The sequence below is a fragment of the Haloarchaeobius marinus genome, assembly GCF_051207415.1.
GTDB lineage: Archaea > Halobacteriota > Halobacteria > Halobacteriales > Natrialbaceae > Haloarchaeobius.
Window position 1 is genome coordinate 1 of sequence record NZ_JBPKGD010000004.1, and the last position, 13,916, is coordinate 13,916.

Sequence of the window (13,916 nt, forward strand, 5' to 3'; positions counted from 1 at the left end):
TCGTCGGCTCTCGAGCCGAGCCATTCACCAGGTGGCAGAGTAGCCACGCGTAGTGGGACGTTCACTGTGACCCGGAGAGGTCCAGTGGACGCCTGGATTGCGCGTACACACGGTGTCATAACACGACCTGCGGTGTGGTGGCAGGCTGTGTTCGACCCTTCCCACCCGCGCTTGCACGGGGTGGTGCATCGGTTCGTTGTTCGGATGCAGTCGTACCGGCCTCCCACACTTAAGGGGAGCGATTCCAGTCCGACCCACAACCCGAACGGCATGGACCCACTGGGATTCGAACCCAGGGCATCCTCCTTGCAAAGGAGGCACTCTACCACTGAGCTATGGGCCCACCCCCAACGTAGAGGGGGACATATCGGTTAGCCCTGGTAGTTCAAAGGTGCTCGAGCGGGCGCGACGGCGGTGCGAAACTCGGACACGACTAAGGTGGGCCGGGCGAGGTGCCCGGTCCCGGTCTGTGGAGGTGATCCAGCCGCAGATTCCCCTACGGCTACCTTGTTACGACTTAAGCCCCCTTGCGAAGCCCAGATTCGACCGTCGTGCGACGGCCTCATCCGGACCTCACTCGGGTGCTTTGACGGGCGGTGTGTGCAAGGAGCAGGGACGTATTCACCGCCGCCTTCTGAGCGGCGATTACTACCGAATCCAGCTTCATGCGGGCGAGTTTCAGCCCGCAATCCGAACTACGATCGAGTTTCGGAGATTAGCGCCCTCTCTCGAGGTTGCATCCCACTGTCTCGACCATTGTAGCCCGCGTGTAGCCCAGCTCATTCGGGGCATACTGACCTACCGTTGCCCGTTCCTTCCTCCAGTTTGGCACTGGCAGTCTCCCTAATGTACCCAACCAGTCGAAACTGTTGCTGGCAATTAGGGATGCGGGTCTCGCTCGTTGCCTGACTTAACAGGACGCCTCACGGTACGAGCTGACGGCGGCCATGCACCTCCTCTCAGTGGCTCAAGTAAGCTCATCACACTGACTGTCACTGCACACTGTCGGAGCTGGTGAGATGTCCGGCGTTGAGTCCAATTAAACCGCAGGCTCCTCCGGTTGTAGTGCTCCCCCGCCAATTCCTTTAAGTTTCATCCTTGCGGACGTACTTCCCAGGCGGCTCACTTCACGGCTTCCCTACGGCACAGCACTGGCTCGTAGCCAGTGCCACACCTAGTGAGCATCGTTTACAGCTGGGACTACCCGGGTATCTAATCCGGTTCGTGACCCCAGCTTTCGTCCCTCACTGTCGGATTCGTCTTCCTGAGGCGCTTTCGCCACCGGTGGTCCGTCCAGGATTACGGGATTTCACTCCTACCCCGGACGTACCCCTCAGGTCTTCCGATCCCAAGCCAACTGGTTTCCGCCGGACGCCTGCTCGTTGAGCGAGCAGATTTCCCGACGGACCTGTTTGGCCAGCTACGGACGCTTTAGGCCCAATAATATCGGTCATCACTCGAGCTGCCGGTGTTACCGCGGCGGCTGGCACCGGTCTTGCCCAGCTCTTATTCCTGTACCACCCTACGGTACAGAAAAGCGAGGGCTCTATGCCCTCGCACTTGGAGTTCCCTTATCGCACTGTCGTGCAGTGTAAAGTTTTCGCGCCTGCTGCGCCCCGTAGGGCCCGGAATCTTGTCTCAGATTCCGTCTCTAGGCTCTTGCTCTCACAACCTATACCGATTATCGGCACGGTGGGCCGTTACCCCACCGTCTACCTAATCGGCCGCAGCCACATCCTGTGGCACCGTAGTCTTTCGATCTCAACCCATTCCAGGGAGAGAGACGTATGGACTATTAGCCTCAGTTTCCCGAGGTTATCGTCCTCCACAGGGTAGTTTGGCCACGTGTTACTGAGCTATCTGCCACGGGTCTGAACCCGTGCGACTAGCATGGCTAAATCGAACTCCAATAGCAATGACCTCCGGCAGGATCAACCGGAATGATCCCGAGCGTACTGCTCGGGGGGCTTGGCGGGTACACCGTGTGAACGGTGTAACCATCACATTGCGTGGTCCGAGTTCGGCGAGCCGACCGAAGCGGCCGGTCGAGCGTCACCGAACTACCAGGGCTAACATCAGATTCCATCGTGTACGGCGGACCGCAGGGGTGGAATCCTCATTTCCTTCCGGACCTGAACGTTGCCGAGGAGTTATATTAAACCCATCGGAACGACTTCATGCGCCGGGTCGGCCCCGACGAACGTCAGTCCGGGATTGGGGAACGAGTTGAACGTTCCCCGAATCGCGTTGTGCTTTCGCGTTCATATCCCAATGCCCTGCACCATATAAGGGCATCGGTCCGTCGCCGACGCCGACGGCCATGTCGGCGGGCGGTTGCATTCGTATCGGAAGCCCGGATGCATACATAAGGGCTTCGAACCGAATCGGACCGACGCCCAGGAGCGGGCGTCGAGATGTACCTGCCTCCGTGCCGGAACGCGGCCGGAGGGGGTGGCGCATCGCGCCACGTCGTTCGCATTCTATCGGAAGCCGATGATACACTTAAGACCGTCGAACCGAGGTCACAGTGTGAACACGATACGTGGGTACCTGGTACGTACCGGTCGACGGCCGTCGCTGCCCGGCTGACGACGTCGTAGTGCAGGAAACGGTATCGCGCGGGCGGAGGCCGACCGGTCATCCCTCGCGTCGTGCGTCCGGTCTGGTCGGGATTGTACCGCGCACCGGGTACTCGACGGTGGCGAGACAAACGCCTGTCGTTCGACGGTCAGGAGACGTCGCGGGATCGAGGGCGCGCTGGCGGCGCTCGGAGGTCCCGTCGTAGTTGTCTTCTCGCGCGTGCTCCCGCACGCGCGAGCCGAGAAGTTATTCCTCGAGGTGCTCGATGCCCTTCTTCGAGACGTTCGCCTCGGTGATGTTCTCGGGCATCCAGTCCGGTTTGTCGTCCGGTGCGGTCTCGTTCCAGGCCCACCCGTCGTAGATGTGGACTTTGTCGGTTCCTTTCTCTCGCAGCCGAAGTTCGGTTCGGTTGGCAACGTCCTCACTCGGCGCCGGGTCCAGTCGTCGGGCCGCTTTCAGTGCAGCCTGTCGTGGAGTGTTACCCGAGAAGACGCTCGTCTCTTGACCGCTCTCGCGCAGTGCGAAGTTTCGCTTACCATCTTCACGTACCATATTTATCCCTCCATGCCAATTGAACGCACGCCCCACTATAAAGATATCCCCGAAAAGTGGGGGACGGCGACGGTGTGTTTATATACTCCACCCGAAATCGGGGTGCGTTCCGTCGCACGAACCGCCGATTTCGGTCCTCACGCGCACCGGCGAGCGTCGCACGCAGAACCGGCGGCGGAGGCCTGTAGAAAACACTTAAGTATGTCCTGTGGCGAACACACGAGATAGACTACCGCGATGGTACGGAAAAAGAAGTTGAGCCCGAGTGGCGCCAAAGACGAGAACGGCGAATACCACAACGTACATATCAACCTCCACGAGGACGAACTCGCAGTCGCCGGCATGGAGATCGGCGACGAGGTGTTCGTCCGCGTGCGCGAGGACAAGATAATCATCCAGAAGGCAGACCAAGACGAAGTCGAACACGAGTTCTGAACCCGTACCATCGGCAGGGCCAGTCGCTCCGATGGCGTTCCCCGTCACCTCCCCTCCCATCGAGACGAGGACGTCTGCGACGTTCCGAAGCCGCCGTCGGTCGGAGGACACGCCCGCGGACGACCGCTACACCGACGAGCGCGTGCTCGAACTGCTGGAGCGCCGGCGTCGACGCCGTCGGTGCCGACGCCCGACCGGCCGGCCCAGCGGGGCGGGCCCGGTCATCGGACGGAGAGACCGGACGCTTTTGAACCACCGGCAAGGGCTGGACAGCCGTCACGCCGCACTCGCCGGACGCACCGCGGTACTCGTCTGCTCCGCGTCGATGGTCGCGCTCGGCGACGAGCGCCACGGGTGAGAAGCGCCGGACTGCGTGGTCTTCCTACCGCAGTCCGCCGAGGTCGAACTCGAACGCCACCACCGGCAGTTCGAGGTCGTGTTCCACGAGCACCGCCGGATGCAGTTCGCCGACGACGCCGACCGTCTCGCCGTCCATGACGACCGCGGCGGTGCGGCCGTCGATGAACGACGGGTGGTCGGTCGGGGGCGTCTCGAGGTCGACGCCGAAGTCGCGGGCGAGCGCCTGGAGCCGGCCCTTCGCGTCCTCGTAGGAGGCGTCGTGACGGGCGAGTGCGGCCGCGACGGTCTGGCGTTCGGCGACGTAGGTGTCCTCGTCCGCGTCGTACTCGGCGGCGAAGCCGACCTCGGCCACGTCCTGTGGATACGCCCGATGCGTGTTGTTCTCCAGGACCATCGTGACCGACGGGAGCGCCCACGACCGCACCATCGTGTAGTCCTCGCTGTACGGCTCGGTGATGGTGACCGGCTGTCCGGCCCCGACGCAGTCGTGCTCGTCGGGGTCCAGGCGCATGCGCCCGTAGTTCTCGGTCTCGTTGGTCATGTGGAAGTTCAGCAGGTCGGTGAACCCGAGGCCGACCAGCTGGTCGCGGACCGCGTCCTCCAGCGTCGAGCGCTCGTGTCGGCCGCCGACCGTACCGACCTCCGGGTAGGTCGGCGTCAGTTCGTTGAAGCCGTAGGCCCGACCGACGTCGTCCACGACGTCCAGTGGGTGAAGTACGTCGACGCGGTACGGCGGCACGTCGACCTCGTATACGAGTTCGACGTCGTCGCCGGTCGCGGTCGTCTCGCGCTCTGCGGTCGTCGCGTCCATGCCGGAGCGTTCGAGCAGGTCGAGGACCTCCTCGGGGTCGAGCGAGATGCCGAGCAACGTCTCGATGCGGGCGTGCGAGACCGTCTTCTCGGCCAGCGCGAAGTTCGGCCGAACCAGGTCCGCGCCGGGCGCGACCAGGTCGACGCTCTCGCCGGCGTAGATGGACTCGTCGGGGTACTCGACGGTGACCTCCTCGATGGTCGCACCGCGAGCGTCGAGCGCGTAGCAGACGATGTTCAGCATCTTGTCGATGGTCCACTGGTCCGTCCCCGTCATCTCGACGAGCAGGTCCCGGCTGTCGGTGCTGACCTCGGTCCGACGGCCGTTGATGACCGGCGGGAAGGAGAACAGCCCGATGTCGTCGTAGATGGCGGGATAGCGCTCGTAGTCGGCGACGAGGTCGGCGTACGTCTCGCCGATCTGGTGGTCGGCCAGTACCTCTGCCGGGGTCATCTCCCGGTCGCTGTCGAGCGGGACGAACCGGTCGCCGTCGGGGGCGATGCCGACGTACTCGATGGAGTTGCCGCCCTCGTCGCCAGCGCCGTCTCCCGGTTCCTCGCCGCTTCGGGCCGCGCGACCCTTCAGCATCGTCAGGTCGTGGATGCCGATGGCCCCCTTGGCGCGCTTTCGCCCCATCGTCGCGTGCAGTTTCTCCTGCAACTGGATGAGCGAGTCCAGCGCGTCCTCGTCGAGGTCGACGCCCCGGACGACCGCACCCGTGACGTACGGACGCTCGTCGGGCACCGACTCGTCGACGTGGATGGTCCAGTCGGGGTCGTTCGTCTTCGGGACGTACACCCCGCGGTCGTCGCCGTACTGGTAGCGTAGCGACCGTGCGACCCCCTCGACGGAGAGGCGGTCCAGTCGGTCCGGCGCGAACTCGAGCTGGAACTCGCCGTCATCGGTCTCGCCCTCGTACTCCAGGCCGAGCGCGAACAGGTCGTCGCGCAACTCGTCGTCGCTCTTCTCGTCGTAGCCGGTCAGCGTCCGCAGTTCGTCGGGGTCGACGTCGACGACGGGCATCAGTGCAACACCTCCACGTCCCGCAGGAAGTCGATGTCGACCAGCGTCCCGTGGACGTCGCGGATGTCCTCGAAGCCGTGGGTGAGCATCAGCAGGCGCTCCAGGGCCAGTCCCCACGCCATCACGTCGCACTCGACGCCGAGCGGTCGGAGCACCTCCTCGCGGAAGATGCCGGAGTTGCCGATCTCGACGAGTTCCCCGGTCCGGGGGTGTTCGCCGAACAGTTCGAAGCTCGGCTCCGTGTACGGGTTGTAGTGGGGTTTGAACCGCAGGTCGGTGATGCCGAACTGCTCGTAGAACTCCGTGAAGGTGCCCATCAGGTCGCGCACCGAGAGGTCGTCGGCCATCACCCAGCCCTCGATCTGGAAGAACTCCAGCAGGTGGGTCGCGTCGAGCGTGTCGTTGCGGTACACCTTCTCGACGCTGAAGTAGCGCTGGGGCGGTTCGAGTTCGCCGACGGCCTCGCCGGAGAGGTACCGCATCGACAGCGACGTGGTGTGTCCCCGGAGGTCGACCTCGCGGGCCACGTCCTCGGTCCACGGCGAGTGGTACCCCTCGCCGTCCTCGCCCCACCCCTCGCGGTGGGCGTGCTCGACGCGCTCGACGAGGTCCTCGGGCAGGTCCTGCATCGGCGGCACGTCCAGTCCGAACTGGTCCCAGTGGGTCCGGGCCGGGTGGTCCTGGGGCATGAACAGACAGTCGTTGATCCAGAACTCCGCGTCGGCGTGGGGGCCCTCCATCTCCTGGAAGCCCATGCCGACGAGGACGTCCTTCACCCGGTCGGCCGTCTGGCGCAGGACGTGCTTCTTGCCCGCCGTCGGCGTCTCGGCGTCCGCCTCGACGTTGTACTCGGCGAAATCGACGTCCTGCCACTCGCCGCTGGTCAGCAACTCGGTCGTGAGCTGGCCGACGGTCTCGGCCGTCTCGACGCCCTCCATCAGCGCCGTGACGCCCTCGTCGGTCAGCGTGACGAGTCGGTCGGTCGACGCCGCCACCGTGACGAGGTCGCGCCGGACGAGCTGGTCGACGACCGTCTCCTCGTCGACCGACTCGCCGGCCGCGAGCGCGGCCAGCGCCGTCGCCTCGGCGTCGTCGTCGGGGTCGGCGTCGGCCGACGCGGTCAGGTCGCCGCTGTCGATGTCGCCGTAGCCCTTCCGGGCGTAGTTCGCCAGCGCGATGTCGACCGCACCGCCCTCCAGGCCGGACGCACCGATGACGCGGCCCATCTGGACGGCGTCGTCGGTCGCACCCGCCTCGACGGCCGCCCGGTAGAGTCGGACCTCCGGCAGGCCCGACCCGACGTACTGACGACCCTCGTCCGTGAGTTCGACTCGTTCTTCGGTTCGCTCCTCGACCGCGAGGAGGCCCTGGTCCTCCAGTTCGAAGACCGCCCCGACGACCGTCTCGGGCTTCGCGCCCAGGTCGTCGGCGAGTGCGGTCACCGACTGCGCGTCGGTAGCACTCGCGGCCTCGAGTACCGCAACCTGTATCTCGGGAAGTTTCATTCGTTGGTAGTGGATGCTAGTGGCGTTCGGATAGCTATTCCGGACGAGCGCGCGATTTCGTCGGCCGACCTGCGGGGTCGCCGGTCGCCGAGTCCGCCGCGCCTACGCCTCGCTAAAAAAGCCGAACCCCGACGCATCGCTCCGGCGCTGCTGTGCGATACCACCGTGGCGGGATTCGGCTGCCATACCTCGCGGTTTCGTGGCTCCGTGTAAAAAGGTTCTGCCGTCGAGGTACCGGCGACGGGGGTCCGTGCCGGACACGTCGAGTCGACGGACGGTGGACCGCGCTCACAACCGGTCGAGGACGGCGTCGCTGTCGTACGAGAGCCGCAGTTCCCGCGAGCGTCCCCGGCCCTCGACGTCCGCGTACTCGGTGTCGATGATACCCAGGTCGTCGAGTTTGTTCACGATCTCCGAGTAGCGCGTGTATCCGAGGTCGGTCCGGTCGTGGAACGTCTCGTACACGGTGCCGGCGCGTTCGCCCTCGCGTTCGGCGATGACCTCGACGAGTGCGCGTTCCGACTCGCTCAGGCCCTCGAGCGAGCGCCGGAGGTGGACGTACTTCGACTTCTCGTAGGCGGCCTCGACGTCCTCGCGCTCGACGGTCCGGGAGGCGCGCATCTCGGCGTGGAGACCGGCCCGCCGGAGCAGGTCGATGCCGACGCGGAGGTCACCGGTCTCGGCGGTGAACTCGGCGACGAGGTCCAGTACCTCGGTGGAGACGACCTCGTCCTGGAAGCCGCGTTCGATGCGCTCGCGGAGGATGTCCGCGATCTCGGACCGGTCGTACGGCGGGAAGTAAATCTCCTCGGGGCGGAACACCGACTGGACGCGCGAGTCGAGTTCGTCCATCACGTCGAGGTTCGGGTCCGACGAGATGACGACGACACCGATTCGCGCCCCTGCGTGTTCCTCGTGGGCGCGGAGGAGCGAGTAGAGCGTGTCGGAGGCCTCGCTCTCGTAGAACAGGTAGTTCACGTCGTCGAGCGCGACGACGAGCACCTCGTCCTCCTCGACGAGTTGCTCGGTGACCTGCGAGAACAACTTCTTGAACGAGATGCCCGAGGCGGGCGGTTCGTAGTCGAACATCCCCTCGAACAGCCGCGAGAACACGGAGTACCGCGTCGCGTTCATCTGGCAGTTGACGCGGACGGTACGGACGTCGCTGGTCTCGGCCTGGAGTTCCGAGAAGAGCTTCTGGACGGCCGTGGTCTTGCCGGTCCCGGGCGGTCCGCGGACGATGGCGTTGAGCGGGCGCGACCCGCGAACGGCCGGCCGGAGGACGTACTGCAGGCTCTGGGTCTGGCTCTCGCGGTGTTTGAACGTCTCGGGGACGTAGTCGATCTCGAAGACGCGTTCGTTGCGGAACACGGATTCGTCCCACGACAACATCCCCTCGTCGGAGGGGTCCCCTGTCATCACTTTCACCACGCTTCGGAGGCTACTTAGTCCTTCGGCAGACTCGCGTCAGACGACCGGTGAGACTGTCTCCGCCTCCAGACCGGCGAGGATGTGTCTATCGCCCATCCCCGATAGCTATCGCCGCCGTGTCGAGGTGGCTGACCGCGTATGCGTGTGCGTGTGCGAGTGCGAGGGACGACAGCGCGAGCGCGCCGTCAGTGTATCTCGTGTATATTGCCTTTCACGTCGGAGTCACTCAGTGACATCCCGTGGACGTCCCTGGCGTGTTCCCGTACCATGGACACGATCTCGTTCTCGTCGTTCGAGTGGACCTCGAACGCACAGTCCTGCTGGCTACATTCGAATGCTTTCACCATGAGGGCGGCTACGGCCCCGGCGAACTTCGACATGAGCCCGCTAGAACGTGCTAATCGTGGCCAACTGTCACGGTCAGTCAGGTAACCCGCAGTTATCGGCGGGCGTCGTCTCGGCCCGACGAGACCCGCCGGGTCAGCCGTCGTTACCGACGGCCCTATGCCTCACTCGAACTTCTCGAGTAACCGGTCGTAGAAGCTGGCGTCGGACTCGCCGGCCAGTTTCTCGACGATGAGTTCGGGCGTGGACCGGGCGAGGTGGTCCTTGACCGGCGACCGGTTCACGACGAGTTCGCCGTCCTCCAGACCGACGGCCTCGATGCCGTCGACGGTGACCGGGAAGTCGGTCGTCTCGCGAATCTCCCCCGCGAGGTGGGAGACGAAGACGGCGGTCGCGCCGTTCTCGTCCAGCGCTTCGAGGATGCCAGCGATGATCTTCGCCGAGGCCCCGGGTTCGGTTATCGACTCGAGTTCGTCCACGAGCACCAGCGAACCCGAACCGCCGTCGGCGACGTCGGCGAACTCGCGCACCGTCGACTCGAACGCGCCGGCGTCGAGCGTCCCCTGGGTCTTGGCGTGGTAGTGCAGGGCCGAGAACCGCTGGAGGCGCACCGACTCGGCCGGGACCGGCAGGCCCATCTGTGCGAGCACGACGACGCTGGCGACGAGGTCGAGCATCGACGTCTTCCCGCCGGAGTTGACCCCGGAGAGCAGGGCGACGCCGTCGACGGCGTAGTCGACCGGGTCGACCTCGTCGTGGGGCACGTCGAGCAGCAACGACCGACCGCCCTCGACGGCGACGCCCTCGCCCTCGAACGTCGGCATCGTGCAGTCGTAGTCGGCGGCGAAGCGTGCGACGGCGAGTTCGACGTCGAGTTCGAGCGCCGCCGCGACGAGCGCCTCGGCGTCCTCGCGCTGGTCGGCGAGGTCCGTCGCCAGGTCGCGCTTCAGCCGGGTCTCGCGGCGCTCCTTCGCGGCGGTGAGGTCCTCCCGCAACCGGGTGACGACCGACTCCTCGTGGTCGACGGGGAACGTCGGTTCGTCGCCGAACGCGCGCCGGGCCACCTCGGCCTCGCCAGGGTCGAGCGAGAGACTCTCGACGAGGTGGGTCCGGGCGTCCTCGACGGCCGCGGCGTACTCGTCGGCGAGTTCGCGGGACAGGAGCGAGTCCACGCCCGCACCGCGTTCGACCAGCGAGAGCAGGTCCGCGCCCTCGATGGTCACGTCGCGCTCCTCGATGGCCTCCCGTAGCCGGTCGTTGGCGACGTTCTCGGCCATCCCTACCGCGGCGTCGAGGTCGTCGAGCGCGCCGGCGAGTCGGTCGACCTCCTCGTCGCCCGCGATGCCGCCGTCGTCCGCCAGACGGTCGAGCGCCGACTCCAGCGCGTCGAGGTCACACGGCGGGTCGAGGCCGGCGGCGCGGTGGACGGCGATGGCCGCCCGGAGGCGGTCACGGTTGGTCGCGAAGAACGCCAGCGCGCGCTCGGGGACCACCTCGACCGGGTCCGCGAGCGCCCCGGGTTCGACCCGCACGTCGCCGTCGACCTCGACGCCGGCGAACGCCTCGTCCAGCGCCACGACCGAGGAGTACGCCCGGGCGAGTTCAGCCAGTCCGCGCGCGTCGTCGACGACCTCGACGGGCAACTCGGGGACCGCCTCGCGGGCCTTCGCGTACGTCTCGCCGTCGGTCGTCGCGAGACACCGGTCGCGCACGCGCACGTCCCGTGGCTCCTGCAGCGGTTCGACCCCGGACAGCGCGTCGAGGGTCGCCTCGTCGACCGACCGGTCCATCGCCGCCTCGGCGAATGCCCGCACCTCCTCGATGCGGGACTCGGCGGCGCTCGGGTAGAACGTCTCGACGCGCTTTGCAGCGTAGTCGGTCACCGTCCGCGCCTTCAACTCGGCGAGCAGCTTCCGGTACACCTCGTGTGCGCGGTCCGTCGCCAGGAACCCGCCAGGGTCGTCGTGCTCGGTCCGGATCGCCGCCCGCGCGATGCGTGCGGCCCGGCCCTCGGTGACGCCCGGTGCGCGCGACAGCGTCGCCACGTCACCGGTTCGCAACGCCGTCTCTGGGTCGTCGAGTTGGGCCAGCGCGTCGGCCGTCTTCTCGCCGACGCCGGGTATCGCCGACAGTTCCATGGACCCCGTCTACCCCCGGCTAGGCGAAAAAACTCCCGGCGCGGTATCGCCGACATTCCCACGAGCGAACGGAGTGAGCGAGTGGGAAGCCGTCGGAACGCGAGGTCGAGCCTGCGAGACCGAGCGCTCCGACGAGCGTTCCATGGACCCCGTCTACCCCCGGCTAGGCGAAAAACTCCCGCCCGTCACCGGCGGGTCGCCGCGGCTCACCGGACCTCCCGTCGTTCCTGCGCTCCGGACGTCGATTCGGTCGCTGCCGCCCCGTCGCCGTCCCCCACCAGTTCGGCGTGGTCGACGGCGTAGATGGTCACCGCGTCGTTCTCGAAGGCGACGGAGAGCGCCGAACGGTTCCGGAAGTCCCGCATCGAGTCGCCGTACTGCTCGCGCTCGTTCGGGCCGACGTAGACGTACTGGACGTCGTACTGCCGGAGGGTCCGGGAGGCGTTGGCCCACGTGCCGACGTACACGTCGTCGACCTGTGCGGCGCGACGTTCGAAGGCGTCGATGCCGCGATACCCCTGCTGGTGGTCCCAGCCGACGACGGTCGGGACGCCGGTCAGCGTCGACGCTGGGTTGGTGAAGCTGTAGGTCCGGCGGCCGGGTGCCTCGACGATGGTCGGGGTCCCCTGCCGGTCGTCCAGCCAGTAGATGGCGGCCATCCGGTCGGGTTTGAACCGGTCGTGTACCGACAGGCCGTCGAGCGTGCGGTCCTCGTTCCGGTCGAACTCGTCCTCGACGATCTGGGAGTTGATGGTCAGTGCGGCGAAGGGCGCGCTGGCGAGGACGACGGCGACGACGAGGCCGGCAACCGCCAGCGTCGACCAGCGCGACCGCCCGCCGGCACCGGGGCGGCCGCCGTCGACCGGGGTGGCGGTCCCGGTCGCGTCGGCTTCGAGGTGACCGGAGAGAGTCTCCCGGGCCTCGGACAGTACCAGCCCTGCGCTAGCACCCGCGGCCACGCCCGCCAGCGTCCAGCCCTGTACTGCGACCTTCAGCGTCGTGTTCCAGCGCTCCTGCGTCGGGGGCCAGACCCGGGCGTAGACGACCTCCATCGAGAGGAGCAGGCCCACGCCGGCGACGAGCAACACGCCCTCGAAGCCGATGCGCCCGGTCCGGACCAGCCACCACGCGACCAGCAGTATCGGGCCGGTGACCGCCAGCACCGCGAAGTCGGCGACGGTGACGAGGACGACCGCCGCGACGAGGCCGGCCAGCGCGACGACGGCCGTCTCGACGGTCGAGTGCGCCCGGACGGCGGGCCAGGCCCGGTACAGGAGGTAGCCGGCGAACAGCGCGAGGATGCCGCCGTAGATGACGAGGAACGGGGCGAGGTCGGTCCGCGGCGGGAGGAAGCCGACGCCGTCGTTCGTCGGCACGTGCCCGAAGACGAGGAACGGCGAGGCGATGCCGACGCCGACGAGGGCGACCACCGTCGACAGGACGCCGGCGAGGACGACGCGCCAGAGTTCGGCCCCGAGCAGGCGAACCCGGTCGGTCGCCGTACCCGACCCGGCGTCGTCTCCCGTGACCGCGGCCGGGAGCGTGTCGGTGACCCGGTCGGGGAACAGCGTCGCCGGGTGCGCGTCGGCGGCGGCCAGCGCCAGCCACGCGAGGCCGACGACGGTCGGGAGCGACCACGTGTTCATGAAGCCGAAGACCCCGGCGACGAGGCCCAGTCCGCCGAAGACGAGCGCGAGACGACGGCGGCGCTCGTCGGCCGGCGTGAGGTAGTAGCTGAACGCGAGGGCGGCGGCGACGACGACGTACCCGTTCGCGAGCGTGTGCCCGTGGAGGTCCGCCTTGACGAACGAGTAGAGGGGGAACTCCTGGAGCGTGTCGGGGACGACGTACCGGGTAAAGAACCAGCCCCACTGCTGGGGGTCGCTCTGCTCCGCGACGGCCGTCTCGTACTCCATGTGCCGGATGGCGCCGAACGGCGCCCGACCGTAGGCGACGGCCAGGTCCGTCGGGAGGAGGCCGAACGCGAGTCGGACGGCGGTCGTGAGCGCCCCGCCGACGGCGACGAAGAACGCACCGAGCGCCCCGCCGAGGCGCGCGGACCGGCCGCGGTGTGCGGTGACCGCACCGGCGAGTCCGTAGGCGCTCACGAACATGATGCCGTAGAACGTCGAGAGACCGAGGTTGAACCCGGACCTGGCCGGGGTGTCGGCGAGCATCGTCAGTACCGTCACCTGCAACTGGGTCCCGTAGTAGTACCGGAGCGGTCTCCCCGCGAACCAGAAGTCCTCGGGTGGGAGGGCGTTCGTCCGCAGGAGCGCCTTCACGAGGCCGAAGTGGAGGAACTGCTCGCCGCCGGCCGGGGTGATACCGGCGTTGTAGGCACGGAACAGGAGGAGGAACCCGAACCCGACGAGGAAGACGCCGTAGCCGCCGGCCACGGCCCGCCAGTCGGGTTCTGCACCGCGCCGATAGGAGAACGTCGAGAGCGCTGCCACGACGAGCAGACTCAGGACGGCGGTGTGGCGGCCGAACGATACCTGGCCGACCCAGAACACGAGGACCGCCGTCGGGAGCAACGCGGCCGGGAGCGCGAACGCCGCGCCCCGGGACGGGAAGCGCGGGAACGCCGCGGCGGCCAGCGGCGCACCGACCGCTGTGAGGACCGCGAAGAGGAGCAACCACCTGAAGAGCATCCAGACGTCCAACATGTTCCAAACGGAAAACGCGGACGGGGTAAGCCTTCTGGAAGGTCGTCGCCGTGTCGTGTCAGAACGG

The 13,916-nt window shown here is 67.0% G+C and carries 9 protein-coding genes, 1 tRNA gene and 1 rRNA gene; 2 read left to right on the plus strand and 9 right to left on the minus strand.

What is annotated here, in order from left to right; translation table 11 throughout:
- Positions 1-271 precede the first annotated feature (271 nt).
- The 3 genes from ACSC1W_RS14980 to ACSC1W_RS14990 form a co-directional block, all read right to left on the minus strand.
- Positions 272-343 (minus strand) — tRNA-Ala (locus ACSC1W_RS14980).
- 127 nt (positions 344-470) lie between these two features.
- A 16S ribosomal RNA gene (locus ACSC1W_RS14985) occupies positions 471-1,942 on the minus strand.
- An 884-nt stretch (positions 1,943-2,826) separates the two neighbouring features.
- Positions 2,827-3,132, minus strand: coding sequence for a non-histone chromosomal MC1 family protein (locus ACSC1W_RS14990; protein ID WP_435348362.1), 306 nt, complete (start codon positions 3,130-3,132; stop codon positions 2,827-2,829).
- A 237-nt stretch (positions 3,133-3,369) separates the two neighbouring features.
- Between ACSC1W_RS14990 and ACSC1W_RS14995 the strand changes: the two genes are divergently transcribed.
- Positions 3,370-3,567 (plus strand): hypothetical protein, encoded by a 198-nt coding sequence (locus ACSC1W_RS14995; RefSeq protein ID WP_267641674.1) that lies wholly within the window; start codon positions 3,370-3,372, stop codon positions 3,565-3,567.
- Positions 3,568-3,598: 31 nt separating this feature from the next.
- Positions 3,599-3,925 (plus strand): hypothetical protein, encoded by a 327-nt coding sequence (locus tag ACSC1W_RS15000; protein WP_435348363.1) that lies wholly within the window; start codon positions 3,599-3,601, stop codon positions 3,923-3,925.
- Positions 3,926-3,949: 24 nt separating this feature from the next.
- Here the strand turns inward: ACSC1W_RS15000 and pheT are convergent, their stop codons facing one another.
- The 6 genes from pheT to ACSC1W_RS15030 all read right to left on the minus strand — a co-directional run bounded on the left by pheT (position 3,950) and on the right by ACSC1W_RS15030 (position 13,849).
- Positions 3,950-5,761, minus strand: a complete 1,812-nt coding sequence (gene pheT / locus ACSC1W_RS15005; RefSeq protein WP_435348364.1) for a phenylalanine--tRNA ligase subunit beta — start codon at positions 5,759-5,761, stop codon at positions 3,950-3,952.
- Positions 5,761-7,266, minus strand: a complete 1,506-nt coding sequence (pheS, locus tag ACSC1W_RS15010) for a phenylalanine--tRNA ligase subunit alpha (RefSeq protein ID WP_435348365.1) — start codon at positions 7,264-7,266, stop codon at positions 5,761-5,763. Before pheS ends, pheT begins: the two co-directional genes overlap by 1 nt.
- Before the next feature lie 288 nt (positions 7,267-7,554).
- Entirely contained in the window at positions 7,555-8,685 is a 1,131-nt protein-coding gene (locus ACSC1W_RS15015; RefSeq protein ID WP_435348366.1) for an ORC1-type DNA replication protein, read from the minus strand.
- A gap of 197 nt (positions 8,686-8,882) precedes the next feature.
- Entirely contained in the window at positions 8,883-9,077 is a 195-nt protein-coding gene (locus ACSC1W_RS15020) for a DUF1059 domain-containing protein (RefSeq protein WP_435348367.1), read from the minus strand.
- A gap of 129 nt (positions 9,078-9,206) precedes the next feature.
- Positions 9,207-11,180 (minus strand): MutS-related protein, encoded by a 1,974-nt coding sequence (locus ACSC1W_RS15025; protein WP_435348368.1) that lies wholly within the window; start codon positions 11,178-11,180, stop codon positions 9,207-9,209.
- A gap of 206 nt (positions 11,181-11,386) precedes the next feature.
- Positions 11,387-13,849 (minus strand): DUF2298 domain-containing protein, encoded by a 2,463-nt coding sequence (locus ACSC1W_RS15030; RefSeq protein WP_435348369.1) that lies wholly within the window; start codon positions 13,847-13,849, stop codon positions 11,387-11,389.
- Positions 13,850-13,916 lie beyond the last annotated feature (67 nt).